General features: G+C 59.3%; 20 protein-coding genes and 2 pseudogenes. 10 read left to right on the top strand and 12 right to left on the bottom strand.

Features of this window, described 5'->3' with window-relative positions; genetic code table 11:
- Window positions 1–92: 92 nt before the first annotated feature.
- The 3 genes and pseudogenes from F759_RS38060 to F759_RS38055 form a co-directional block, all read right to left on the bottom strand.
- Complete coding sequence (locus tag F759_RS38060; RefSeq protein WP_244438866.1) at window positions 93–944, bottom strand: AbiJ-related protein; 852 nt, start codon at window positions 942–944, stop codon at window positions 93–95.
- Window positions 945–1,464: 520 nt separating this feature from the next.
- Window positions 1,465–4,410, bottom strand: coding sequence for a bifunctional diguanylate cyclase/phosphodiesterase (locus F759_RS0120200; protein ID WP_027801479.1), 2,946 nt, complete (start codon window positions 4,408–4,410; stop codon window positions 1,465–1,467).
- Window positions 4,407–5,641, bottom strand: a pseudogene (locus F759_RS38055) (ABC transporter substrate-binding protein). The gene F759_RS0120200 and the pseudogene F759_RS38055 overlap by 4 nt, the downstream one beginning before the upstream one ends.
- A gap of 533 nt (window positions 5,642–6,174) precedes the next feature.
- Between F759_RS38055 and F759_RS38050 the strand changes: the two are divergent.
- The 3 genes from F759_RS38050 to F759_RS44160 all read left to right on the top strand — a co-directional run bounded on the left by F759_RS38050 (window position 6,175) and on the right by F759_RS44160 (window position 7,488).
- On the top strand, window positions 6,175–6,489 hold the full coding sequence (locus F759_RS38050) for a hypothetical protein (RefSeq protein ID WP_036024806.1): 315 nt from the start codon (window positions 6,175–6,177) through the stop codon (window positions 6,487–6,489).
- Window positions 6,490–6,759: 270 nt separating this feature from the next.
- Window positions 6,760–7,158 carry a dienelactone hydrolase family protein gene (locus tag F759_RS44165; RefSeq protein ID WP_322787102.1) on the top strand — a complete coding sequence of 133 codons (399 nt, stop codon included), beginning with the start codon at window positions 6,760–6,762 and terminating at the stop codon, window positions 7,156–7,158.
- Window positions 7,159–7,176: 18 nt separating this feature from the next.
- Window positions 7,177–7,488, top strand: coding sequence for an alpha/beta hydrolase (locus F759_RS44160; RefSeq protein ID WP_027801478.1), 312 nt, complete (start codon window positions 7,177–7,179; stop codon window positions 7,486–7,488).
- A gap of 383 nt (window positions 7,489–7,871) precedes the next feature.
- On the opposite strand, the gene F759_RS41000 is transcribed toward F759_RS44160, so the two are convergent.
- From F759_RS41000 to F759_RS45015, 5 genes are all read right to left on the bottom strand, one after another.
- Complete coding sequence (locus tag F759_RS41000; protein WP_244438865.1) at window positions 7,872–8,045, bottom strand: hypothetical protein; 174 nt, start codon at window positions 8,043–8,045, stop codon at window positions 7,872–7,874.
- A gap of 312 nt (window positions 8,046–8,357) precedes the next feature.
- Window positions 8,358–8,951: a class I SAM-dependent methyltransferase gene (locus F759_RS0120170; protein ID WP_027801477.1), complete on the bottom strand. Its 594-nt coding sequence runs from the start codon at window positions 8,949–8,951 to the stop codon at window positions 8,358–8,360.
- A 585-nt stretch (window positions 8,952–9,536) separates the two neighbouring features.
- On the bottom strand, window positions 9,537–9,671 hold the full coding sequence (locus F759_RS45025; RefSeq protein WP_322787099.1) for a hypothetical protein: 135 nt from the start codon (window positions 9,669–9,671) through the stop codon (window positions 9,537–9,539).
- A gap of 81 nt (window positions 9,672–9,752) precedes the next feature.
- On the bottom strand, window positions 9,753–10,499 hold the full coding sequence (locus tag F759_RS45020) for a methyl-accepting chemotaxis protein (protein ID WP_322787101.1): 747 nt from the start codon (window positions 10,497–10,499) through the stop codon (window positions 9,753–9,755).
- Window positions 10,500–10,575: 76 nt separating this feature from the next.
- Window positions 10,576–11,097 (bottom strand): MCP four helix bundle domain-containing protein, encoded by a 522-nt coding sequence (locus F759_RS45015; protein ID WP_209440501.1) that lies wholly within the window; start codon window positions 11,095–11,097, stop codon window positions 10,576–10,578.
- A 119-nt stretch (window positions 11,098–11,216) separates the two neighbouring features.
- Between F759_RS45015 and F759_RS40990 the strand changes: the two are divergent.
- A pseudogene (locus tag F759_RS40990) lies at window positions 11,217–11,571 on the top strand (IS5/IS1182 family transposase); the annotation flags it as partial.
- Window positions 11,572–11,694: 123 nt separating this feature from the next.
- Here F759_RS40990 and F759_RS43365 read toward each other — a convergent pair.
- Window positions 11,695–11,964, bottom strand: a complete 270-nt coding sequence (locus F759_RS43365; protein ID WP_167334030.1) for a hypothetical protein — start codon at window positions 11,962–11,964, stop codon at window positions 11,695–11,697.
- Between the two features lie 1,324 nt (window positions 11,965–13,288).
- On the opposite strand from F759_RS43365, the gene F759_RS0120150 reads away from it, so the two are divergent.
- Both F759_RS0120150 and F759_RS0120145 read left to right on the top strand, forming a co-directional pair.
- Entirely contained in the window at window positions 13,289–15,145 is a 1,857-nt protein-coding gene (locus F759_RS0120150) for a hybrid sensor histidine kinase/response regulator (protein ID WP_027801475.1), read from the top strand.
- Window positions 15,146–15,804: 659 nt separating this feature from the next.
- Entirely contained in the window at window positions 15,805–17,103 is a 1,299-nt protein-coding gene (locus tag F759_RS0120145; RefSeq protein ID WP_161633324.1) for a hybrid sensor histidine kinase/response regulator, read from the top strand.
- Here the strand turns inward: F759_RS0120145 and F759_RS0120140 are convergent.
- Entirely contained in the window at window positions 17,045–17,794 is a 750-nt protein-coding gene (locus F759_RS0120140; RefSeq protein WP_027801473.1) for a response regulator transcription factor, read from the bottom strand. The two genes, F759_RS0120145 and F759_RS0120140, sit on opposite strands and share 59 nt — an antisense overlap.
- A gap of 441 nt (window positions 17,795–18,235) precedes the next feature.
- Window positions 18,236–19,120 (bottom strand): LysR family transcriptional regulator, encoded by an 885-nt coding sequence (locus F759_RS0120135; RefSeq protein WP_027801472.1) that lies wholly within the window; start codon window positions 19,118–19,120, stop codon window positions 18,236–18,238.
- A 131-nt stretch (window positions 19,121–19,251) separates the two neighbouring features.
- Here F759_RS0120135 and argC point away from each other — a divergent pair, with 131 nt between their 5' ends.
- The 3 genes from argC to F759_RS0120120 all read left to right on the top strand — a co-directional run bounded on the left by argC (window position 19,252) and on the right by F759_RS0120120 (window position 23,218).
- The gene (gene argC / locus F759_RS0120130) at window positions 19,252–20,181 is read left to right on the top strand and encodes an N-acetyl-gamma-glutamyl-phosphate reductase (protein WP_027801471.1); all 930 of its coding nucleotides are present in this window, start codon (window positions 19,252–19,254) and stop codon (window positions 20,179–20,181) included.
- A gap of 1,016 nt (window positions 20,182–21,197) precedes the next feature.
- Window positions 21,198–21,899, top strand: coding sequence for a GntR family transcriptional regulator (locus F759_RS0120125; protein WP_027801470.1), 702 nt, complete (start codon window positions 21,198–21,200; stop codon window positions 21,897–21,899).
- Window positions 21,896–23,218, top strand: coding sequence for a LysR family transcriptional regulator (locus F759_RS0120120; RefSeq protein ID WP_027801469.1), 1,323 nt, complete (start codon window positions 21,896–21,898; stop codon window positions 23,216–23,218). The genes F759_RS0120125 and F759_RS0120120 overlap by 4 nt, the downstream gene beginning before the upstream one ends.
- Before the next feature lie 24 nt (window positions 23,219–23,242).
- On the opposite strand, the gene F759_RS0120115 is transcribed toward F759_RS0120120, so the two are convergent.
- Entirely contained in the window at window positions 23,243–24,349 is a 1,107-nt protein-coding gene (locus tag F759_RS0120115) for a 4-oxalomesaconate tautomerase (RefSeq protein ID WP_027801468.1), read from the bottom strand.
- Window positions 24,350–24,680: 331 nt separating this feature from the next.
- On the opposite strand from F759_RS0120115, the gene F759_RS0120110 reads away from it, so the two are divergent.
- Entirely contained in the window at window positions 24,681–24,971 is a 291-nt protein-coding gene (locus F759_RS0120110; protein WP_027801467.1) for a hypothetical protein, read from the top strand.
- Window positions 24,972–24,986: the final 15 nt, after the last annotated feature.

Here is a 24,986-nt window from a genome sequence, read left to right as displayed (position 1 = left end):
CGACGCGCTTACTTACGGGGCGGGCTGGCCTTGAGACGCGCGTACAGCGAGCGCTTGGCCTGCGTGGCATCAGTGATTTGCTCGGTATCACTTCACCATTGCTGTAAGTCGTTCCAGCGCAGTCCGTCGTTGCCGATGGGGCTGTCATAGACGAGCACCTTATCGGCATTGGTGACGATCTCGACGTCGTTGTCCAGTGCGTCGCGGAAACGCAGGTCAGGCTTGTCGGATGAGGCGAAGATAAGATTCTTCGGCCGACCTTTGATCGCCGCGTGCAACGAGACCATAGAGAAGACCGGGTAGCCTCCCTCCGAATCCGTCTCGCGCAGCTCGACGCCCCGATTGCGCAGCGACTCGTTGACGCAAGCGACGAAGTCGCGTTGCGCTGCCTCGTCGGGTCGCACGTCAGCCGAAGCCTGCCCCTCCAGAAACAGCGCAAAGCGCCGATCGGAAGCGTCGTAGGCACGCAACTGGTCGAACAGTGTTTCAGCCGGCCAGTCCTCCGGATTTCGATGGACGTGCTGCTGAATCTCCGCGCACAATCCCCTGGGCTTGCCGCCCGGCAAGTTCATCCAGTCATCGGCGTCCAAAATCCACAGCCGCTCCAGAAGGTCATCGAAACCGCGAGCATCCCCATACAGATCTTCGCTGTTGGGTCTTCGAGCGACATGCCGCCGATACCGCTTCCGGATCGGTGGGCATCCACTGTAGCTCCAGAGAATGTCCTGAATCTGGTTGCGTGTAGTGGAATTGGGCGGGTGATGCACCAGAAGATTGCGTGCAACCGCAGGCAGGTCAGTGTCAACTACCGCCTCGATGCTGGAGGTCATGCGCTCACGCTTGGAGCCTTCAGTGGCGGGCGTGGGTAATCCCAATTCTTCGCAAAGCATCGGCAGCAAGGTATGTGTGCCGGCGTCTTTTAAACCCGTGATGAGCGGTTCCAACAGCGAGCGAAGTTGCGTAGTCCATCTGGTACGACCCAACCTCGCAGCGCCATGGCGCGCAGCAACGCGTCGATCTGACCGATCACCGACAGACCGCCCAAACTCTTAAGAGACCTGTTCATGCGCTAAACGCCCATGCATGAAAACGCGCCTCACTTTGCCCTTCACGCCCGCCGCTTCGACTTTCCCCGATGCCGACGAGCTCGCCGTGCTGCGCGCGTGTTACCTGCGCCAAGAGCCCGTGCTGGAATGGGGTACACCTCCCCGCAAACCCGCTCTTCCACCGGGTATGAGCCGCGGCACTTCAGCGGACGGCTAGCTGAGCAGTCGGGTATCCGGCGGAAATCCGCGAGGACGGCAAATCGGCCTTTGCTGCCGTTGGCGCCCCGTCCGATCGCAGCCTGTCGAATGGCTGCTCTCGACAACCCAGAGGACTGAAATCGAACTATTTCGACGGTTCAAGACTATCGTGACCGGGGCTCATTTCTCGATACCTGACATACACTCGTTCAGCGATAGGTCACGATTCGTCGCGCACCTCCACGTAAGCCGCCTCCCTGACTGTCGGCCACACGCGCTCCTCGAATTGATCAGACGGAACCGGCTCGGAATACAAAAAGCCTTGCGCAAAGTCACAACCCACGGCCGCAAGAAAATCACGTTGATCCGTCGTCTCGACCCCCTCGGCAATAACCTGCAATCCCAACTTGTGACCGAGCATGACCATTGCCTCGCAGAGCGCCTGATTGCCGCCGTCGACGCCGAGGTTCTGTACGAATGAACGGTCGATCTTGAGATAATCGATGTCGAAGCGCTTCAGATAGGCTAAGGACGAATAACCGGTCCCAAAATCGTCGATCGAAATCCCGATTCCTGCCTCGCGGAAACTCAGCAACTTCTCGTTCAATTCGGCGTCCAGTAACAGCCCTTCGGTTATTTCAATTGCCATGCTCTGTCTAGGCATGCCTTGCCGAACGAGGTATTCCGACCATTGGATACACACCAGATTGTCCTGGCGAATCTGCACCGGTGAAATGTTGACACTGATCTGAAAGGATGGATGGAATCGTCGGCGCCATTGATGCGCCTGGCGCACGGCCTGTTTGAACACCCAATCGCCAATAGGAACGATGAGTCCCGTGTCTTCGGCCAATGCAATGAAATCCAACGGGCTTATCGTGCCGCGTTCAGGGTGCAGCCAGCGAATTAGCGCTTCAGCTTTGTAAATTTCGCCAGTCGCCAGGTCGACGATAGGCTGGTAATAGACGCGGAACTGCTCGGCTTGCAGGGCGGTACGTAGATCGCTGGTGAGACGCCGGCGCTTTTCTGCCGCCACTTGCAGCTCGGGCGTAAAGTAGTGGAAACGGTTGCGCCCGGCGGCTTTCGCCGCATACATGGCCTGGTCGGCATTCTTGAAGAGAACATCCAGTTCTGTCCCGTCGTTAGGGTAACGCGTGACACCGACACTCGCAGAAATGAAAGCCTCGTCCGGACCAAGCTTGAACGGTTCGGCCAGCGTGGCGATGATCGCCTTCGCGATCCGTTCGATGCTCCCGGTGTCGTCCAACTCGGGCAGAATCACTGTGAACTCGTCACCGCCAAGTCGAGCGACCGTGTCGAATTCGCGCGCACACGAGGTAATGCGCCTCGCGGCCTCGATCAGCAGGATGTCGCCCATATCGTGTCCGAGCGAGTCGTTGACCTCCTTGAAGCGGTCGAGATCGATCAGCATCAAGGCCATCGGCCGCCCCGAGCGATGAGCAACGCCGGCTTCATACTCCAGACGGGCATGAAACTTCTGGCGGTTCGGGAGATGGGTCAGCGCATCGTAATTGGCCTGTTTCCATATCGTTGCCTCGAATGCCATCCGGTCCGACAAATCACGACCGACCGCCAACACGGAGTTCACCTCTCCCGACGCGTCGGTCTCTGGAGTGAGCCTGATATGGCTGCACTGTTCCTGTCCGTCTTTACTGAGCCATCTCAGTTCGAATTGGCGACTTTTCCCAGTCGTAATGGTTTCGCTGATCTTCTTCTCGTAAGCGAGCGCGTTAGCACCGCCCGGTATCTCTGAGGGCCGTTTGCCGAGCGATTCGTGAAGGCTGCGGCCCGCGGAGACACAGAAAGCCGGATTGGCATAGGTGCGGCGCAGTTCCCGGTCGTAGCGCGTGATCGTGTCAGGTGAATTCTCGATCAACGTGCGCGACTCCTGCTCTTTGGCGACGAGCTCTGCCGTTCGCTCGATGACCGTCTGCTCCAGGGAAGCGTTGATCTCGTTAATCTTCTGGATCTTCTGGCCGATCGCCGCACTCATTCGTTCGAACCTATGCGCCAATCTGCCCAATTCATCGCTTACGCCAATCTCACAGCCCGCGTCCACCGAACCCTCCGCCTCTGTGCCTGCATCGCTACCAGTGTCGTCCATCCTTCGCACCAGATCTTTGAGAGGTGCAGAGATGCTGTGGGAAATGAAGTTGGCGAGGAAGATCGAGAGCAGAAACCCCGAAATGCCGACCAGTATGATCTGGTTGCGTACGGACTGTGCCTCGGCCGTCAGCTTCTTCTCCGGGATCGTACTGACCACAAACCATTTCGTGCCGGCGATACCCGTGTATGCAGCAAGATATCGGCCGCCATTCTTGCCATGGAAGTCGACGAAGTCATTTGGCTCGTGCGGATCGGCGTTTGTGATCCTTGCGAGCAGACCCGGTTCAGCCTTTCCGTCAGTGCTCATTGAAGAGCCGTCGGCACGAATAATCAGCTTGTCGCTGCTGGCGTCAAGTACATAGATCTCCGTTCCACTGTCCACGGCGACGTCATTGAAAATCGCCGAAAAATACTCCGGGCGAATCACTAGAACCAGATTACCGATCTGCCGATTGTCGCTCTTGCCGATGATGGCGCGCACCATCCCGAGATCTTGCTGACCGGCCCCGTTGTCATAGCTACCCCAGTAAGGCCGGCCATTTCGATCGGGAGCCTGCTGAACCAGACGGACCACACCCCGCGTCAATTGCGCGAATGCCTGCGTGTCCGTGATCCGGTTGTCGTTGTCGAGCAAATATTTCTGGTTGATGAAATCACCCGAGCCATAGTGCTCCAGCAGGAGTCGGGTCAGATCTTGCCGAGCTTCGCTCTGCTCCTTTTCATTGCCGTGCGCGACGCGGGTCAGCGCGTCTTGAACCTGATCGGAGAGCACCAGAAGGCTGCTCTCCGCCTCGATCTGTTCCATCCGCAACGTGATGTTTTTGGATACCTGTTTGACTACCTCTTTGGAAAATATCTCCGCTTTTTGCCTGAACGCTGCTGTTGATTCCACGTAGGATATGTAGCTGGAGACCAGTATCGGTATGAGCGAAAGCAGGATGAACGCAGTTATCAGCCGGTAGCGAATTTCGACACGGCGTAGCAGATCCAACGAGAAGTAGGCGAATGCGCTTCGCAGCCAGACGATCAGTGGACTCATTTGTAATGCATCTTCGCTTCGTTCTTAACGGACTCGTCCAGCAGTTTTGCAGCCTGCTTTGGCGTGATCTTTCCGAACAGGACATCCTGCATCAATCGATGCAAGCGCTCGATGGAATTGGAGGGTAGAAATGAATAGTACGGGCTGCCGGTCACCGCATAGCGACTGACCATGTTCGTGTAGTCAACAATCTTCTGATCGCTCACCACCGTCCCCGGGACGTGCTTGAATGGGGGAATGTTCTGGCGCTTAATCTGGAGGATGGAAAACCCCGGTCCCGCGATGAACTCGAGAAAACGCATTGCGGCAGCCTTGTTGGGCGTCTCAGACACCGCAAAGCCGGTTTCACTGCCGATTACCGGCACTACCTGCTCACCTGGCGAGTTCCAGGGCGGCATGAACGCGCCAACCTCAAACGGATTGCCGTGCAGCAAGAGACCGGCTGCCCAACTACCGTGAAAAGCCATCGCTACCTTGCCCGCCTTGAATAGCCGTATGCCATCGTCGTAGCCTGTTGCCATGAACGATTCCTGTACGAAACGCCGTTCCGGGATCAGCCTGATCTTGGCAAAAACATCCGCTACCTGGGCGGTGTTCAAATCCAGCGTGCCGTCGCTGATTTTGTCCTTCCAGCCTGGCTCGCGCGCAACCACATTGTTAGCAAAGCCTGAACTGAAGGGGCCGTTGCCGAGCATATTTGGGAAGCCGCCGTTCCACATTATTGGCGTATAGCCCGCACGTTTGAGCTGTCCGCAAACCGCCAGGAATTTGTTGAAATCGGTCGGCAGTTCCCTGATCCCCGCCTTCGCGAACATGTCCTGGTTGTAATAGAGCAAAGTCGTAGCCATTCCCCCCGCTATTCCAAAGTGCCTGGATTGGCGACTGCTCCAGTCCTTTTTGAGAGGATCGAGCATGTTGTTCCAGGCGGATGTCTTGCTAACGTCGGCGAGGAGCCCTTGATCGGCCAGGTCTGCCGCGTAGGCATTCGGGTTGATGCTTACCAGATCGGGCAAGTTGCCGGAGGCGATCCGCGGCTTGATATTTTCTTCGACCGAATTGCCATCATGAACTGCACATCCACGTGCACGTCCGGATTCAGCTTGCTGAATTCGGCAGCAATCTGAAGCATTTCTTCCGGCCAGTCAGGAGCCCAGACCAGGGCGGTGATGGTGGTACTGGTCGGCCCGCTCTTGCTCGAAGAATCGTGGTCCCGCTGATGGCAACCGCACAACGAGAAAAGAATGAAACAGGCCAAAACTGACAGCAAGGAGTCAAACTCAGTTTGTCGCACGTGCGGTTCACTTTTCAGGTTCGGCATGGATCGGGCGGCCCTCGGCAGAGGCTATGGGCGCATTCGATGGCAAACCGGTGAAGCTTTCATCGCGGTCGAATCACTTGCATAACCATGGCGCGTCCCTGCAGCTGTAAATTGTGACGAAGCCCGGCATGCCGCTGCGCATTTCATCACAATCTTTCGCGCTGCCGGCCGATCTTTTGTCATCGACGACGCCTATTGATCGGCACTCATACGGCATATCGGCAACAGACGCAGATACTTTAACTGAAGGGGGCCCGAATCTCGCCGGCATGACGGGAAGTCGCCGATACGAGGGGCGCGACTCAGACGTCACCTCGTCGATGACGCGATTATTCCGGCTACCTTGCCCGGTGTTCCGCTCAGGCCGATGTCGCGACGGAATGTCTCTCATCAAGGTGCAAGGGACGTTCGGGCGTCTATTACAACGCGATGGCGAATGGCAGTAGATGGCCGACTGCTGGCAAATGCGTCTTGCACAAGACGAAGCCGAGCTTGATCTCCTCGCCGACATGCTGTTGTTAAATGAACCGAGGACGGGAATCTGGTTAACGATCGCCATCGCGGTAAGCGACGTGGTCCATACCACGTGCTACGTCGCTGCGATCGACCAATGGCTTGCGCCATTTTATTTGGCCCGGATCGGATTCCCTGTGGTTTCATTGATTCCACTTGACGCCAAGGATAAGCGAACCTGTAACAACGTTCTGTTATTCTCCGCCTATCCTTCCGGCCGCTCGGGAGAATCGCCATGCGCTGGTTAGCATCCCTTATAGTGACCGTCCTGTGTACATGTTCCGTGCAGGCTGAACCAGAGACTTTTAATGCAGGGGTCATTCGCCTGACTGTGGCGGACGAGGCTGCTACTCCGGACACTGTGGTTTTCTACCCGACGCATGAGCGTGAGACCCCGTGGCAAGCCGGGCCGTTTGTTATCGACGCGACGCGCGATGCTTCGCCTATAGCTGATAGGCGCTTCCCCGTCGTGTTGATTTCGCACGGACGAGGCCGGGGGGCCGCTCAGTCATCGTGAACTGGCTACTGCTCTGGCTCGAGCGGGATTTATCGTCGTCTTACCAACGCATGTTGGAGACGCTTCGGGCTACCCTTGCGCGCCGTCCCAAGCCCAAATCCTGAAGGATCGTACCCAGCAGGCAGAGGCCGCGCTGAATGCCGTTCTCGCAGATCCGCGGTTTTTACCGGTCGCTGATGTGCGGCGTGTTGGCATGATTGGATATTCAGCCGGCGGCTACACTGCTCTGATCTTCGCCGGAGCGAAACCGGACTTTGCCTATGCCGACACTTATTGCGCGAACCACGATGATCCAGGATCGTGTCCACGCTCTACAGGCGGGAATGGCGCACACGGCACGCGAGGTAAAGCGGCACTGTCCGCTGACCTGCTTGCGTGGCAGCCGCCCGTTGATCACTGACTGAAGGCTCTGGTGCTGATGGACCCACTGGCGATGATGTTCCAGGCATCGTGGTTGTCGGCTGTGCGTGTACCAACGTTGCTTTATCGACCGCAAGACGACAGCTATCTGGGGTCTGCCAGAAACTCTCTTTCCGTCCTCTCGGGCCTGGCTACTGCGCCTGCACTCCATATCGTGCCGGGCAATCACTTCATTTTTATTGATCCTTGTCCGCCCTCGTTGGTAACCAGTGCGGCGCTGGTCTGTATGGATGCACCGGGGGTCGACCGCGCGACGATTCATCGGCAGATCGACGATGAGGTGGTGGAGTTCCTGCAGACAAATTTATAACTCGCCCGGTCGGTCAGCTCCGCCCCAAGGGGGCACCGCAGCAGACTCGCCCAGTGGCGCTGGTTTGCGGGCCGGCGACCGTGTCTGCGAACAGTCAGGGATCGCAACCGCAGACGAGCGGCCAGTCCGCAGGCCCGAGCGCAGCAATTCTGCCGCTTCCTCGCCATGCCCGGCGTCCGCAGCAAAGGGACTGTGCTCCTTGTTAAGCCAAGGGTTGGGCGCGAATTTCGACGAGATCACTGCCTTCTCACCTTGGGCGGAATCACTGGGGGTGACATGCGGTCTAACCGGGCATATGGCCGATTAGACTATGCAAAGGACGCTCGCGAAATTCGATGGCAGCCGTTGTGCATCACAACCGCTGGTCGAGCGAATCACGACGTTCAACCAATCTTTTGCACCTGCAACTGCGTCCACAGCGTCTGCGCGACGGGTCCGTGGGCGGCGTGTCGCCGGCGCGCCGCGTAGTGCTTGAGCGCGGCGCCGCGCAGATTCCGCCCCTCCAGTGACACCAGTCGATGCTCCATCAGGTCGTCCGCAACCAGGTGAGACGGCATGTGACCCCACGCGAGCGCGGGACCCCGGAATTCCCATTGTCGGACGTGCCTATGCAGCAGACCGTGGACTTCGCGGCAATCAATCAGTATCGAGGCCGCCCCGACACGTGTATTCAGTCTGAGCGATGTACCGATGGCTCACCAACTGATGGAGCGCAATGAGGCGAAAGGCAAGTTCGTCGTAGTAATCTAGCCGGTAGACGATAACGAACCGACCGGGGGGACTTGACCCACAAGCGACCTTCGGCGCAAGGGATCGGCGACGACTTGTGCTGCGGCGACTTCGGACATTCGGCATGTAGTCCGGCAACATCAACCACGCCGTCGGGCAATAAGTCGATGCACCCGTCTGCCGGAAGAGAGGTTCACCGCTTCGTCGTCGAACAGCAATTCTGCATCGCCAAGACCTGCCATGACCGGCGCGGCGTCGAACTCCGCGTAGAGTCGGCCAGCGGCATCGCGAGTGGACGCCGTTTCTGCGACCCGCCAGCTCAGATACAGCGTTCCTGCCGGCCTGAGAATTTCGAACAGACGTGCACAGGCTGGGGTGATCTCATCCGGTGGCAAATGCATGATGACGGTTTCGCACAGGACGTTGTCATACGTTTCCCTGCCGATCGCGTCCAGCGCGGGAAGTGCCGCGCGCTTGAAAACCAGCGAGGGAAAATCGGTCGCGGCTTGCTCAAGTAGTCCTTCGGTCGCGTCGTAGCCAACGGTGGGAAAGCCGTGATCGTTTAGCCATGCAACGTCGCGGCCCGCGCCGCAACCGATGTCTGCAGTTTTTCCGCCTGGGGTGAAGTAGCGTTGCAACAGCGCGTACATGTCAGTCGGCGGGGGCTGGTTGCGCCACTCAGCCGCAAATTGACGCGCGCCTGTCGTGTAGGCTTCGATGGTCTGTTTGTCCATGACTGATGCCGCTGATCAACTGGTGACGATTTCGGCCGGACGAATGGCTACCGGCTTGCCGAGCGTCCGCGCAAAGGGTGATGTTTTCACTGCCTTACGAGCCAGCGCGTGATGCGCCGGGGACGGTGCTGTCGCGAAGTGCCGTGACACGTCAAACCCAGTTTGGCGATTTTGCCGGTCAATGGCCATTTTGCACTGTGACGGTCGCGAGTGTGGTACCCGCACGTTCGGCAGCGATGTCACTGGACATGCGTATGCATGCCGCAAGCGCGCTTTCCAGCAGTTCGTGCGGTCGCATGCCCGCGCGGGAGCACAAGACTGTGCGCGTTACTCGGTCGGACGTAATGTGGTTCGCCCATTCGCGTTGCCGTGATCATGATGGTCTCCACGTTGAGAAATACTGATAGTTTCGGCGCACCCAGTGTGCCGGGAAGGCGCGTCAATATTTCCCAGTATGGCTCTTGGGAGGCTTCGCCGCACTCAACAATCAGGGTTAGCACTGACGGCGCGTTCCTGGAGCGAAGTGGTAGGTCGGGAGTCGTCGCTGACGAAGGATAATATGGACTGCAGTAGTCCGCGGCATCTTCAAACCTCAGAATTTTCACGAATGCGGAAAACCGCTACCAGTTCCCGCAGCGTGCTCGATTGTGAAGCCATCGATTGCGTGGCAGCCGACGCTTCCTCGACCAAGGCCGCGTTCTGCTGTGTGACTTCATCCATCTGTCCGATCGCCCGGTTCACCTGTTCGATGCCCGTATGCTGTTCACCGGAAGCCGCACTTTATCTCACCCATGAGATCAGTTACGCGTCTGACGGATGCACTACGTCGTCCATCGTGCGGCCCGCTTCTTCGACCAGTCTGGAACCGCTCGACACGTGCTCTACCGAAGCGCCAATGAGATCCTTGATCTCTTTCGCCGCCGCCGCGCTGCGTTGTGCGAGCGTGCGGACTTCGCCTGCCACGACCGCAAATCCGCGGCCCTGTTCTCCTGCCCGCGCTGCTTCGACAGCCGCATTCAGAGCCAGAATGTTCGTCTGAAACGCGATCCCTTCGATCACCGTGATGATCTGCGCAACCTGTTCCGAACTACGCGAAATCTCGCCCATTGTTTGCACCACACGGTGGACCACCTGGCCACCGCGTGCTGCGACTTCCGACGCGTTTGCAGCGAGTGAATTACCTTGCATGGCGTTCTCAGCATTCTGCTTAACCGTTGCCGTAAGCTGTTCCATGCTGGCAGCGGTTTGTTCCAGCGACGCTGCCTGTTCCTCGGTTCGTTGGCTCAAATCGGTATTGCCTGCTGCGATCTGCGCGGAACCCGTTGCAATGCTTTCGCTGCTGTTGCGAACTCTGCCTACGACGTCGACGAGACGATCGTTCATTTCGCCCATCGCTCGCAGCAGTTGACTGGTTTCGTCGTTCCCCGTCACCCGAATGACTGTGCGTAAATCGCCCTCCGCGACAGTCTGGGCGAGCGTGACTGCACGCGCGATCGGCTCGGTGATGGATCGTGTGATGACGACACCAATACTCACGCCGGCGATCATCGCAATCACGATGAGGAAACTCGAAGAGAGGATTGCACTGTGGTAACTCGCAGCAGCGCGGCCGACTTCGTTCTCGCTACCTTTGCGATTCGCCTCGATATCGTCTTCGATAAGTTTTCATCAACGATGACGAATTCGGTCCTGGCTTCTCCGTTCGATAGATCGTGCGCCGCCTTGATGCCATCGTCCCCTCAGGAAGTCGAAGATTTGTATCCGTTCCGCTGTAGGCGCCCCAAGCGCTTTTGACTTGTTCGTAAATCTGCTGCTCCTTCGGCGCAGAAACCAGCTTCTGATAATCGGCCAGTTCGGCGGCAAGCTTCGTGATCGCTTCGTTATGTGCGGCGCGCTGAGCCTGAAACTCCTGCGGACCGTTCGCGAGCAGCGCCAGCAAAGTCGTCCGGCGCACGCTATTGACGTATGCCTGCATGTTGCCGGCCGCCTGCACGCTCGGCAGCCAGTTGTTCCCCAGTTCGAGCGTGCCCTCGTAGACGCGGGACATCGGCCACAACGCGGCAGCGCCCAACGCAAACAGCAAAACGAGTAGCGTGGCGAAGCCGATTGCGAGCCGGGTGCCGATCTTGATGTTGGTGAGAGTCATGCCTGCAGTCCTGAGAGTTGATCCTTCGCACATAACTACGGCAGCGAATCGCGATACTGAAATCACCTTTCAGAATCGGCCGGCTCCGTTGGCTTAGTGTAATGAGCCCAGTTCGGCCGGCAGAACCATGGGCAGCGGCCGCGCAGTTTGCCGATACATCGATAACGGTAGGTGCTGACAAGAACCACGACACGACCGGCTTCGTAGTAACCTGCCGCGCACACGGCGTGACGCCACATGTCGCGCAAAACAATGGCCGCGCGGGCGGCTCGGCCATCGACGGGCGCACAACGCGCTGGCCCGGCTATGCCGTCAGTCAGCGCAAGCGCAAATGCATTGAGTAGGCCTTTGCTGTAGCAGGACGGTTGGCGCGATTCGGCAGGTGATGTTTCGGGGGCTGCAACGAGTTGACCGGGTCTTCCTGTTGACGCGGCCTACAACCTGACTCGCATGCGCACGCTCGCCGCGAAAGCGGAAGAGGCGCAACAGGCGGCGAGGACATGGCGTTTTGTCCATCTGAATGACATAGCGTCTGTCTTGTCAATCAAATCGGTCGTTTCAGATAGCGAGTCGACTTATCGCGACACAGCCGCCAGGTCAATTACCTTGATAGATATCGCACGACAGGCCCACCACGCATGGTTGACCGTCTCGGGTTTTACCGTCAGCACTTCGTCCGCCCGGTTGGGCTCCATAGTCCCACTGACTGTCGCCGGCCATCGGCATCGCCCGCTGCGATGAATTTATTGGTTGCTGACTGGATGAGTGGCTATCAACGTCTGACGGTTGCATTTCCTGCGAGTCGGCAGCGCCGGCCGCGGTGACCAGGAACAGCAAGATGGTTACAGCCGAGGGTTGCACTTTCATTTCTTCACCTTCTCGTCATCAACGGATTGCGTTAGCGACGCCGACCCCGCGGCCGACACGTCGTTTTAGGTAAGCGGTCCCGCGAGGGCTTAGTTGACGCGAAGAAGGGTTGGTCTGGCCCGCACCAGCGTTAACGCCCTGCCAGTTGCTACTGGCGCGGCGATCTCGAATTCAAGCTTCGCGACCGCCCGGATGCTCGTTATGACGCCCCTTCCCTCGTTCCCAAGCCGTCGCGCCTCTCGCGTGTCGTGGCGCCTCCCTCTCAGGAGGCGCCACCTTAAAGAGTGACGGCGAACTCGGTAAGCCGAACCAAGAATTTCGTGCCCTTCTCGATACGGGCATCGGGCACTTTCCAGTCAGGGCTCGCGCGCCGTCAGATCTTTGCTAGCTTCCTCCGAAAAAAACGTTGCATTGTGGATCCATCCGGCACGGTCTGGCCTGTTTTGCACCGGCTTGTACCCGTGCGTCGGGCGTACCGCCATATGCTTCCATCCCCGTACTCGGGTCAGTGGCTTGTGTCGCGGCGTTTTCTTGCGGGGCGAGCTCAGAGGCTTGCGGTGCGTCTTGCGAATGCGCAACACCTGCCCCGACAAAGAGCACGACAGCGGATGCGACTATCAGTGGTGATTTCATGTTGCTTCCTTTGTCTGCGTTGAGTTTCCATTCATGCGATCCGTTATTCACGTGCCCCGACCTCGAAATCCTCGCGCATCCAGCGTGTCGCGCACGAGCCCCAATATAGGTGTTTATAGAGTGACAAGTTTTCGTGAGAGGGCTCGTTTGGAGCTAGAGCAACAGCCTGCTCGCTTCATGTCGACCTACACCAGTCCACGCACGAGCCACCACCGGTTCAGCTCATCACGATGAACCGTTCCGGGGGTTCGCTCGACGAATGCCTCCTCAGCGTTGCTGTCCTACTATTCTTGGTCAGGCGCAACGCCGTCGCAACGCACATGCGTAGGTGAAGGCCCCGCAACGCCGACGAAAGATGTATGCACTCCCGGTAGCCGATCGTGGTGATGTATCAGCCAGTCGCCTTCAATGATGGCGGACCGCCTTGCTGGACCTTCCGGTGCAACCTGGAACACGTCGCATTTGTTGATACATCTGTGGCTCATGGGAGAAACGGTGACCTGCTATCCTTCTCACATGGGTTCACATACGAAGGTGTTGCGCACCGTTGACCACCAGCGCCGCTTTCACTGGGCATGTGCTGTCGCACCCCGTACCCACGCTCGCTGGGGCTAACACACGCGGTGTGCCGATACAGCCTCCCGACGTCGTGCTGTCTCCGCATACGGCGCTTTCCTGATTAAGCGGCCTTATGAGATTCTCAGGCTTCCTGGTACGCAAGTTTGGCTCGGCGGCTGTGGAGCGTGCGTTCCGTACCGACTATGCGCGACGCTATGCGAGCCAACGCAGACTGGCTGGCGCCGGCCTCATACTGATATGGACCGCGGTTGCTAGCCGTGACTGGTTACTGCTGAACACGCTTGATTCCCGCATCCTCTTCGACATTGGCTTTGTGCGAGTTGCAGGTGCCGCGGGTATGGCCCTGCCGGTCTGGCTGCTGTGCGGAGCACGCGCCTTTGACGAACGCTGGGCCGTCAGATTGCTTTGCGTAGTGACGTTAAGCTGCTGGTTCGCTCTATTGGGGTTGGTGAACATTTACCCGCCGGCCCGGGTCGGACAGGAGATTTTCCCCGGCTTTTTCGTTGTCCTTTTCCTGATATTCACCCTGTTCCGACTTCGTACCATCACGGCAGCATGGTTAGTCGGACTATGCGTTGCAACTTACAATCTTATAGAACTATTCCAATACATCTGGGATATTCCCACCCCGTGGTCGCACTGGTTTACCACCGGGGCTATGGTGTTCATGATGTATTTCGTCGGTCTTGGCGTCTGCATTCAGTTTGAACTCGCTGCCCGGCGCGAATTTGTGTTCCGGCGGTCGTTGCATGGAGCCAAGACACGCGTTGAAGCCGCGTCCCGCGTAGTCAAGCAACAAAATGAACGCATGAGAGAAGTCGTCAGAGAGAAAGAGCGCTTCTTTTCATCGGCCTACCACGACATCCAGCAGCCCCTCGCCGCGATCAACCTCTTCATCCGTAGCGCGCGGATAAGCCTCGACGATGAACACGCCGCAAGCCATGATCTCAACGTCATTGAGGAAACGGCACGCGACATCCTCGACATGTTCAAGCACATCCAGGACTATAGCGAGCTGGGTTACTACGTCCCGCATCTAACGCCAGTCGATACTCAGACTGTGCTTACGGAGGTCTTCGAGCAATATCTTGACCCGGCGAGATCACGGGGCATCGAGTTGAGACTAACCCTGCGCCGGCGCTCCCCGCCGCCTATTGAAAGTGATCACGCTCTGCTCAAACGAGCACTGTCCAATTTGATATCGAATGCGATCAAATACACGTCCGTGGGGGGCATCGTTGTCGGCTGGGTGGAGATAGGCGAACGGCTTCGCATAGACGTGTCGGACACAGGGGTCGGCATCTCGCCCGCGCATCGGGATGCGATATTCGCCGAGTACTATCAGATTGACAACCCTGGCCGCGACCGGTCGAAAGGCCTCGGACTTGGGTTGTCTATCGTCAATCGGATTATCGCGATTCTGCCGGAGCACAGCATGCGTTTCTGGTCGGTCAAAGGGCGCGGGTCACGTTTTTCCCTGTACGCTCCGATATCGCGATTGGCACACGTCATTGAGACCAAAGATCAAGCGAACGCCGCATGCACGTCGATCCTTCGCGGCAAATACATCCTGCTTTGCGACGACGAACCGACCGTTCTTGAGGGCCTGCGCAGGTTGTTCCTCAATGCTGGCGCACTGGTGGATTGTGCCGGGTCAATGAAGGGATTCGAAGCGATTCTCGCCGACGATGGCCGCGCACCCGACGTTATAGTCACAGATATCCGGCTACGGGACGGGCCGGACGGTATCGAGGTCGCCGAACGGATCAGGCAGCATTTCGCCTGGGCAGGCGTGCTTCCCGTTGCGTTCATCACGGGCGAACTGGTGTCTCCGAACGCACTTCGCGATTTCGCCGAGCCGTTCGTGCTACTACGGAAGTCTTCCGCGCCGGAAAGCACGCTCGCTGAAGTCAGTCGGCTCGTTGCTGACCGACTGCCGACAAGCTTCGGTCACGTGCGGGATCCGTGACGAGGGGACCTGTCTAACCCGCGGTGCGCCGATAAAGCCGCTCGATGTCGCGCACTATCCGCCCACGGTGGCTTTCCGGATCCAGGCAGGCTATGAGATCGTCAGGCTTCGTAGTACGCAAGTTCAGGTCGGCGGCGATGGAGCGTGCGTTCCGTATGGACTATGCGCGTCGCTACGCGGGCCAACGCAGGCTGGCTAGCGCCAGCCTCATACTCATATGGATCGCGTTTGTCTGGCGTGACTGGTGGCTGCTGAACACGCTTGATCCCAGCATTCTCCTCCACGTTGGGTATGTGCGACTCGCAGGTGCCGTGGGTATGGCCCTGCCGTTATGGTTGATGTGGGGACAACGCGCCTTTGACGAGCGCCGGTCCGTCAGATTACTTTGCGTAGTAATACTGAGTTGCTGGTTTGCGCAATTGGCGTTGATGAACGTTTATCCGGCGAGATGGGTCTTCGAGGAAACTTTCCCCGAATATTTTCTCATCATTTTCCTGATATTCACATCGTTCCGACTCCGCACAATCACGGCAGCATGGTTGGTCGGCCTTTGCGTTGTAACCTTCCGTCTTGCTATTTACCTCTGGCTACGGAGTACTGTTTCCACGCCGAGGTTTCACTGGGTTTCCTGGATTTCCCGTGGGAATACGGTGTCTCTCATGTATCTCGCCGGCATTGTCGTCTGCATTCAGTTTGAACTCGCCGCCCGGCGCGAATTTGTGTTCCGGCGGACGTTGCGCGCAGCCAAGGCAAGAGTCGACGCCGCTTCCCGCGTGATCAAGCAACAAAATGAACGCATGCGAGACGTCGTCAGAGAAAAGGAGCGGTTCTTTTCCTCGGCCTATCACGACATCCAGCAGCCTCTCGCCGCGATCAATCTTTTTATCCGCAGCGCGAGGATAAAACTCGAAGGCGGACACGCCGCAAGCCATGATTTCGACGTCATCGAGGAAACGGCCCGTGACCTCCTCGACATGTTCAAGGACATTCAGGACTATAGCGAGCTCGGCTCATACGTCCCGCACCTGGCGCCAGTCGATACGCAGACCGTGCTTATGGAGGTCTTCGAGCAATACCTTGAACCGGCAAGGTCCCGAGGCATCGCGTTCAGAATGAGCGAGCGTCGGCGTCACGCTCCAACCATTGAAAGCGACCGCTCCCTGTTCAAGCGGGCATTGTCCAATTTCGTATCGAATGCGATCAAGAACACTTCAGCGGGGGCAGTCGTAATCGGCTGGGTGCTGATCGGGGAACGCCTACGCATAGACGTTTGGGACACAGGCGTCGGCATCTCGCCCGCGCACCGCGATGCGATATTCGCCGAGTACTATCAGATTGACAATCCTGGCCGCGACCGTTCGAAGGGCCTTGGACTTGGGTTGTCCATCGTCAATCGGATTATCGGGATTCTGCCGAAGCACAGCATGCGTTTCCGGTCGGTCGAAGGGCGCGGATCGCGTTTTTCCCTGTACGCTCCGGTATCGAAAATCGTACCTGTGCTCGAGACGGACGATCGAACGGACGGCAAGTGTATGTCCGTCCTTAAGGGTAAATACATCCTGCTTTGCGACGACGAACCGACCGTTCTGGAGGGCCTGCGCCGATTATTCGTAAGCGCGGACGCACTGGTTGATACCGCCGGGTCAATGGCGGGATTCGAAGCGATTTTCGCCGACGATGGGCGGGCACCCGACATCATCGTCACCGATATCCGGCTGTGCGACGGGCCAACCGGCATTGAGGTTGCTGAACGGATCAGGCAGCATTTCGCCTGGGTGGGCGTGCTTCCGGTCGCGTTCATCACGGGGGAACTGGTGTCGCCGCAAGCACTTCGCGATTTCGCCCAGCCGTTCGTGCTGTTGCGGAAATCTTCCACGCCGGAAAACACGCTCGCAGAAGTCAGTCGGTTCGTTGCTGCCCAACGGCCGACAGGCTTCGATCATGTGCGGGATCCGTGACTGGCGGGACGCCGAGCTTGATCCCTTTATCCGCTAGCATGACGATGAGTTCCGTACGGCGGCGCAGATTGAAATGCGCGAGCAGATGACTGACGTATTTTCGTACCGTAATGTCTTCGAGCCCCATTCTCAGCGCAATCGCTTTGGACGGAAGCCCGCGCACCAGCCACGCCAACGTTTCGAACTCTCTCGGAGTCAGTCCCAGCCCGGATGCGCTGCTCATTTCCGAATCACCGCCCGGCTGAGCATTCCCTGGTCCGCTTACCGGAGCCTCGTCCGTGCCCATGTCACACCTGAGCCTCGCGATGCTGGCGGCGGGCAGGAACACGCCCCCAGCAAGCACTGCGCTTATCGCTGCATGAAGTGCTTCAGGAGATGACGACTTGGGCACGTATCCCATGGCGCGAAGTTCGATGCACCGACTGATGGTTTCCACGCTCTCATCGGCCGATATCACGATCACAGGTAACGACGGGCGCGACTCCTTCAGCTTGGCAAGCGCGCCGTAACCGTTGTCATCGGGGAGATCGAGATCGAGAAATACGATGTTCAGGAGTTCGCCAAGCGCATGCTTCACGCCTTGAGACAACGTACTTGCGTGCAGCACCTCAATGTTCGGGAAAAACTCTCTAAGCAGCAGTGCCAATCCGGCTCTGAATAGCTCGTGATCATCGACGATCAGTATGCGCATCTCGTCGTCTCCCTGGACCGCTCTCGAAGCGAGCTGCAATTACGTAGTTGATGATGCTACGTCCGAAGCGGTCGTCCGCTGTGTTCAACACGAATAGTACACGCAGGTCCACTGTGCTGTGCCACGGATGGTGGCGGCTGAACCATGTGGCGTTGCCTCGAACTGGCGGTTTCCGCCGGCACTCGACACCCACCGCCTGACCCGGTGAGCGAACGGCCCGAGGGCCGACATTGGCACGGCTTGGGTTCTACGTCGGCAATATGGCGGACCGCTTACGGTGGCGGCATCGAGCACCGTACGGCAGCTTTCGCATCAGCGAACTCACACTCCCGACCCGATTCGGTCAGCCAAATTTCTACAAACCGGCCATTCGTTCGTCGTGGCGTGCATAAGTCCAACCAAGTACCAACGAGGACGAGCTAAAGTGGCAAATGGCGACTTCTACGCCAATCGCAGATCCCACAACACATTGAGCACATGTTGCGTGGAACGCTCGACGTACCCCGCACGATGGGCAATGCCGAGCCGCCGCCACAACGCCGGGCGCAGCGGACGCATAACAATGCGTTTGTCGTGCAATGGCGTAGTGGCCTCATGAGGCAACAGCGCTGCGCCATAACCGGCCGCTACCAGACTCTTGATCGCGTCGTTGTAGTTGAGCTGGATGCGCGCCGCAGGATGGTGTCCGCCGGCAGCGAACCACTCTGCCGTCAGGCGAGAAAGACGCGTCGTTGCGTCATTGAGAATGAGCGGCTGGGCGACGAGCCATTCCGGCGTGACGCGGGCCGGGCACCGCCAATGCGCCGGCACAAAGGCCATCACCGGGTCGCGGCGCCAAGGCTTTATCACGAGTCCCGCCACCGGAGGCTGAGGCAGCGCGACCAGCCCGACATCCAGCGTTCCATCCGCCAGCCGGGACAGCGTTTCCTGCGAAGTGAGCACGGCAATCTGGATGTCGATGCCGGGATGATGCTGGCGTAGCACCTCGAGCGCCTGCGGCAACAGGTGCGCGATCGCGCCAGTCGACGCACCGAGCCGCGCGCGTCCTTCGCGCCCCTGCACCTGGCGTTGAATATCGTCTAACGCCTGTTCCGCGTCGGCCAGCAGTCGACGTGCGCGCTCCACCAGCACCTCTCCGATCGCCGACGGCCTGACGTGCCCGCGCTTGCGTGACAGAAGCGGCGCTCCAATACGGTCTTCGAGTTCGGCGATGTGGAGGCTGACCGTGGGCGGCGCCAGGTGCAATGTACGCGCCGCATCGGCAAACGAACCACGGTCGGCAATGGCGACCAAGGTGCGCAAACGGTCCAGGCTGATCTCTCGCATGTCGGCGTCCAGATTCAGAGAAACTGAATATTCACGTTGTGAAATTCAACTTTCTCTATTCTAACTGTCCGAGGAACATAGGGGCTCGTTCCACTGGGGTACCACCCACAGTCACAGGAGTATTCCCGCGTATGAGCTCCCCCATTGTTTTCATCGACGGCGACCAAGGCACGACCGGCTTGCAAATCCACGAACGGCTGCGCGACCGGACCGACATCAGGCTGTTCACGCTTGCCGATACCGACCGCAAAGATCCGCGGCGTCGCGCGGAAGCCATCAACGCCTGCGACATCGCCATCCTCTGTTTGCCCGATGCCGCCGCGCTCGAGGCAGTCGGTGCCATTGTTAATCCAGCCGTCCGAGTGATCGACGCAAGCTCCGCGCACCGCACCAATCCGGACTGGACATACGGCTTTCCGGAAATGACGCCGGGACAGGCGGAGCGCATTGCGAGGGCACGCCGGGTCACCAATCCCGGTTGCTATCCGACCGGCGCGATCGGCTTGCTGCATCCGCTGGTGCAGGCTGGGCTCATACCAGGTCACTACCCGATCAGCATTCACGCGGTATCCGGCTATTCGGGCCGCGGGCGGGCCGGCGTGGAGGAACATGAGGGGCCGGGAGCCGCCAACGCGCCTTCGTACCGGGTCTATGGCCTGGAACTCGTGCACAAGCACACGCCGGAGATCCAGCAGCACGCCGGGCTCGCGCAGCGTCCCATTTTCGTTCCTGCGTATGGAGCGTTCCGCCAGGGCATCGTGCTGACGGTGCCTCTGGCGTCGCGGCTGCTGGCACAAGGCGTGGATGGCGCCATGTTGCACACATGCCTCGCACGCCACTATGCCGAGACGACTCACGTACGAGTCCTGCCGCCGCACGAATCGAGCGCCCTGAAACATCTGGATCCGCAAGTGCTGAACGACACGAACGACATGCACTTAAGCGTTTTTCATAACGTGGAGCACGGCCAGGTCTTGCTGTCCGCGGTTTTCGACAATCTTGGCAAAGGCGCATCCGGCGCCGCGGTCCAAAACCTGAACCTAATGCTCACGCGGCAATAGTGGCCGATGGCTTCAGCTAACGTTCGGCCGTCCCATATGCCGACAATTGTTGCCAATCTGGTCGTGGCCGTCGAACGTCTCATAGAAGGTTTTTCAAGTCCGAACACGTACAAGCATGCTTGTCAGAAACAAGAGCGCATTTGCCAGCAATTCGGCGGGCTCTGGGAGGTATTTTCGCCCGGTATGTGATGAAGCGCGTCGCGACAAACACACGAGCACAAAAGTGGATTCTTGCGACGCTACGCGACAAGTGCTGCGGTCCAGCAAAGATGCGTGTGGGTCGACCCCTTATATTTGTTTTGTGACTCTCTGCGCGACAATTTTTGGTGTTAGCGCGACTCTACACGACAAAAATCGACGAGGGCCGACGGTATAACGTGACCCTACGCGACAAATCGGGGCATCCATGACTGCGACACTCGAGCCGTCAACCAAGGGCGTTATCTTCAGCCCCGGCGTTTCGATGGCCGAGCGGCCGCGTGTGTAGCGCCTGGCTGCACCGGGCACTCTCACCAACGTTTTTAAAGGGGGTGTACGTGAAAAGCGAAGGCGGACAGGCCGAGGTGGAGTGACGGATGCGAACGCACTGGATGGACAGGCGTGCTCGAGCCTGGCGGCGTAGTCTCGCATGTAATTGCCGTGAGGGGCATGGCTCAGGAAACGTCTGGACCGTGTCGCATCCAACGGCCCGTCCGTGGGAAGATTGAATTGTTAGGTTCGCTTTCCAAGTCGTGGAAGGGCTTGGACCGTTATCGTGCCGTACGCATGGCCGCGCGTCAGACTTGGGCGCGGTAGGCTACTGCCTAGAGACCAGATTTCGTTTGCAAACTGGTGTCGCAACCAGGCGAAACCCAGTTCATATTTCATTACAAGCCAAGAATTATTTCGCTTAACTAATTTCAACAAAATCATCCAATTAGAGCGATCTTCCAGACCACATTTGTTTTGCAAACTACCAGCGTGGTGCAGCGTGACTTGCGTGGCTATACTGGACGACGTCCAACGAGTAAATGACGATGAACGAAACCACCCAGCAGGCCATTGTTCAGACCTTACGCGAGAAAATCCTGGCGGGCGAACTGTCACCTGGCCAACGTCTCGTCGAAGCGCAACTCGCGCAATGGCTGGGCGTATCGCGCACACCGCTACGCTATGCACTGAGCGTGCTGTCTTCCGAAGGACTGCTCGATCGCTCCGGTGCGCGTGGCTACGTGGTGCGGCGCTTCAGCGTGCGCGACGTGCTCAACGCAATCGACGTACGGGGCGTGCTCGAAGGTCTCGCCGCGCGCTCGGTTGCGGAGAGCGGCGCGAGCACAATGCTCGCCGCCGCGCTCGACAACTGCCTGCGCGAAGGCGACGATATCTTCGAGAACGGCCACCTTAACCCCGGCGACGACGTGCGTTATGCGGCAATGAATGGGCGCTTTCACTCGCTGATCATCGAGGCGGCGCAGAACACGGCAGTGAGCGCCGCGTTGAGTCTGAACGACAAGATTCCGTTCGTCTCGCCCTTCACGATCGCATTCGACGAAGCCGCGCGCGAACGTCAGTTCATGATGTTGATGTACGCGCACCGCCAGCATCACGCGATTGCGGACGCGTTGAAAAAAGGCGAAGGCGCGCGCGTGGAAGCCTTGATGAAAGAGCACACGCATATATCGAAGGAAAGCCTGAACCTGTCGCTGCCGGCTTTGCATCTGATCGCGGGCGCGGCATGACGCGTGACGCATCGCTCGTTGCAGTTAGAAACCAGGTGCCCGGGCAAGCGCCCGCGAAGGTCATCACCTCCGCGAGCAGCAAGGATCTGCTCAATCTGGCGCAATTGCGCGCATTCCGGCTCGTCGCGGATATGGGCAGTGCAACGCGAGCAGCCGCTGCGCTCTTTCGCGCGCAATCGGCGGTCACGCGCTCGGTTCAGGAACTGGAGTCGGCACTCGGAGAACCGCTGTTCGATCGCGGTCCTTCGGGCATGCTGCCCACACCCGTTGGCCGCGCGGTACTACTACGCTGCGAACGAATATTCGCGGAGCTCGAAGAACTCGCACAATGGTGTTCCGCGCGGCAGGCACGCCGCCGCCCCACTGCTGAAGGCGCATTGCCCGCCTATCTGCTGAACACACGGCGGCTGCAAATCCTCGTTGCGCTCGCACGCCATCGTCATATGCCGAGCGCGGCCAGGGCCTTCGGCATCAGTCAGCCCGCTGTGAGCACAGCGATCCGCGTGCTCGAAAGCGGCTCCGGCTTGGGCCTTTTTCACCGAAGCCCGCGCGGCGTTCTGCTCACCGCCGAAGGCGAAACGTTCCTGCTGCACGTGCGGCGCGCTTTGAACGAATTGCGCCATGTGCCCGACGATATGGCCGCACTGCGCGGCAACATTCAGGGCGCGGTAACCGTCGGCGCGTTGCCGCTCGGGCGCACGCTGATCCTGCCCAAAGCCATCGCGAAGATGAGCGCGGACAATCCGGGCGTGCGGGTCGTCACCGATGAAAGCGCGTATGAAGCGCTCGTGGCGGGGTTGCGAGCGGGCGACATCGACTTCATTCTCGGCGCGCTGCGCGAGAACGACTCGACCAGCGGACTGAGGAACGAACGCCTGATGTCGGAAGACATGGTGCTTCTCGTGCGGCGCGACCATCCGCTTGCGCGCGCTCACGAGCCGAGCATCGTGGATCTGCGCGATGTGCAATGGATTCTGCCGCGCAGCCAGGCGCCAGCGCGCGCGCTATTCGAAGCCCAGTTCAAACGGATGAAGATCAAGCCGCCCATGCCCACGGTCGAGACCGCCGACCTCGCGGTAATTCGCGGCCTGCTGCTAGGCTCCGACATGGTCGCGGCCTTATCCGCGCAGCAGTTGCACTACGAGGTTCAAGCGGGGCAACTCGCGGTGCTCAATGTGCCGCTGCACAACACGCGCCGCGATATCGGCCTGACCATGCGCGCAGCGGGTACGCCGTCGCCCGCGGCTCGCGCGCTGATCGACGCCATTCGTCTGTCGGTGGTGGACGTCACGCGCACGATCAGTGTCGCCGCAAATTAACGGCGGCTTGCGGTGAGGCCGTGGCTAGACGCGCGGCTCCCATACCGAAGAAGGAATGCCGACCACGCCGTCGAACAGCCAGCGCGCGGTGCGCAACAATGCGGCGCTCAGCACCTCGGGACGATGGGGCTCGCCGCCGAGCGTCAGTTCGACGGTGAACTCGCCGGTCGGATGCTCGACTGACACGCGCTTGTGCACGCCCTCGGGATCGACCTTTGCAATGCCGTCGCACACCGTGCCGGGCAACACCGCCGCCGTCGCCACGCTGACCGCGCCAAGCACGCCGATGGAGGCGTGGCAGCGGTGCGGAATAAAGCTGCGCGTGGAAATCGTGCCGCCGTCGCGCGGTTCCGCGACGAGGCACATCTTCGGCACCGTGCGCGCGCTGACGTCGCCGAGGTTCATCATCGGACCCACGGCGAGCCGGATTTTTTCGATGCGCGCCTTCAGTTCGTCGTCCGCGTCGAGTTCCTCGCGCGTTTCGTAACCGCTGCGTTGCAGGTCGCGCGCGCGCATCAGCACGAGCGGCATGCCGTTGTCGATGCACGTGACCTCGACGCCTTCTACGGTGTCTTTAAGTTGCCCCGTCGGCAGCAGCGCGCCGCATGTCGAGCCGGCCGTGTCCCTGAACTCGAGGGGAATCGGCGCGGCGCCGCCCGGCACGCCGTCGATGCGCGCGTCGCCTTCATACGTCACGCGAAAGCCCGGCGTGCTGACGGTCGCAACAGCAATCTGCCCGGTGTTGACCATGTGAATGGCCACGCGTGTGCTGCCGTCTTCCGCCTTGACGAGTCCGCGTTCGATCGCGTACGGTCCGACGCCTGCGAGAATATTGCCGCAGTTCTGGCCGAAATCGACACGCGCCTCGTTCACGACCACTTGCGCGAAAAGATAATCAACATCGGCGCCCTCGCGCGACGACGGGGAAACGATCGCGACTTTGCTGGTCAGCGGATCGGCCCCGCCGATACCGTCGATCTGCCGGGGGTCCGGCGAACCCATCACGGCGAGCAGGACACGGTCGCGGACGGCGGGATCGGCGGGCAGGTCGGACGCCATGAAGAACGCGCCTTTCGACGTGCCGCCACGAATCATCATGCAGGGAATACGGGTCTGGGTGCGACTCGACATCGCGGGTCTCCATCGCTAATGTGCGGCTCTCATTGTAGTTTTCGATAGCGCCGATCAAGCAACTAAAGCAGCCTGCAAACCTATCTAATCTGTTTATCGGCCGATGCCGCGAAGGAGTCCGATTATGTTGCAAGCGGCGCGTAATCGACGGCAATCCGGCGAGCGGCAATGCATTCGTACATAGCATCTACTAGCGTGCTTTCTTCTGAGGAAAACGCGCGCGCTTCGTCAATCCCCGCGGATTGACTTCAAAACCGCCTTCTATTCGACCAATTGAAGTTCGCTCGCCCGGCGCAGACTGACGTCGTGCCAATTGCGCCAGGAGCTTCAGATGTCTTTCCGTCATCGCCCGAATCGCCAGTTCGACAAAACCCTGCCTGAAATGGGAACAGACGAATGGAGCAACCCCGCGCCCGGCGCCGACGCGCAAGCGATGCACGGCCTGCACGTCGCTTCGCAGAATGTGTTGCGCCTCGCGACGCAGACGTACAATGCAGCCGCGCGCGGCGACGAGGCAGCCGTACACGCAGCGCGCGCGTCGCTCGAACAGCAATTGGGTCTGACCACGCGTCTGATCGACGAACTGCTCTCCGGCGACACCGACCCACGCACGATGCACTGACCGCGCTGCAAGACC

It is taken from the genome of Paraburkholderia dilworthii, assembly GCF_000472525.1.
Classification (GTDB): Bacteria; Pseudomonadota; Gammaproteobacteria; order Burkholderiales; family Burkholderiaceae; genus Paraburkholderia; species Paraburkholderia dilworthii.
The sequence above is the reverse complement of the archived record's forward strand: the minus strand, read 5'-3'. Positions and strand labels throughout refer to the sequence as shown.

Excerpts from the sequence above, each read along its gene's own strand:
- F759_RS0120200 (WP_027801479.1), bottom strand. The coding sequence starts at position 4,410 with ATGAGTCCACTGATCGTCTGGCTGCGAAGCGCATTCGCCTACTTCTCG.
- F759_RS38050 (WP_036024806.1), top strand. The coding sequence starts at position 6,175 with ATGGCCGACTGCTGGCAAATGCGTCTTGCACAAGACGAAGCCGAGCTT.
- F759_RS44160 (WP_027801478.1), top strand. The coding sequence starts at position 7,177 with ATGGACCCACTGGCGATGATGTTCCAGGCATCGTGGTTGTCGGCTGTG.
- F759_RS41000 (WP_244438865.1), bottom strand. The coding sequence starts at position 8,045 with ATGCCGTCTCACCTGGTTGCGGACGACCTGATGGAGCATCGACTGGTG.
- F759_RS0120170 (WP_027801477.1), bottom strand. The coding sequence starts at position 8,951 with ATGGACAAACAGACCATCGAAGCCTACACGACAGGCGCGCGTCAATTT.
- F759_RS45025 (WP_322787099.1), bottom strand. The coding sequence starts at position 9,671 with ATGGATGAAGTCACACAGCAGAACGCGGCCTTGGTCGAGGAAGCGTCG.
- F759_RS45020 (WP_322787101.1), bottom strand. The coding sequence starts at position 10,499 with ATGATCGCCGGCGTGAGTATTGGTGTCGTCATCACACGATCCATCACC.
- F759_RS45015 (WP_209440501.1), bottom strand. The coding sequence starts at position 11,097 with ATGACTCTCACCAACATCAAGATCGGCACCCGGCTCGCAATCGGCTTC.
- F759_RS43365 (WP_167334030.1), bottom strand. The coding sequence starts at position 11,964 with ATGAAAGTGCAACCCTCGGCTGTAACCATCTTGCTGTTCCTGGTCACC.
- F759_RS0120150 (WP_027801475.1), top strand. The coding sequence starts at position 13,289 with ATGAGATTCTCAGGCTTCCTGGTACGCAAGTTTGGCTCGGCGGCTGTG.
- F759_RS0120145 (WP_161633324.1), top strand. The coding sequence starts at position 15,805 with ATGTATCTCGCCGGCATTGTCGTCTGCATTCAGTTTGAACTCGCCGCC.
- F759_RS0120140 (WP_027801473.1), bottom strand. The coding sequence starts at position 17,794 with ATGCGCATACTGATCGTCGATGATCACGAGCTATTCAGAGCCGGATTG.
- F759_RS0120135 (WP_027801472.1), bottom strand. The coding sequence starts at position 19,120 with ATGCGAGAGATCAGCCTGGACCGTTTGCGCACCTTGGTCGCCATTGCC.
- argC (WP_027801471.1), top strand. The coding sequence starts at position 19,252 with ATGAGCTCCCCCATTGTTTTCATCGACGGCGACCAAGGCACGACCGGC.
- F759_RS0120125 (WP_027801470.1), top strand. The coding sequence starts at position 21,198 with ATGAACGAAACCACCCAGCAGGCCATTGTTCAGACCTTACGCGAGAAA.
- F759_RS0120120 (WP_027801469.1), top strand. The coding sequence starts at position 21,896 with ATGACGCGTGACGCATCGCTCGTTGCAGTTAGAAACCAGGTGCCCGGG.
- F759_RS0120115 (WP_027801468.1), bottom strand. The coding sequence starts at position 24,349 with ATGTCGAGTCGCACCCAGACCCGTATTCCCTGCATGATGATTCGTGGC.
- F759_RS0120110 (WP_027801467.1), top strand. The coding sequence starts at position 24,681 with ATGTCTTTCCGTCATCGCCCGAATCGCCAGTTCGACAAAACCCTGCCT.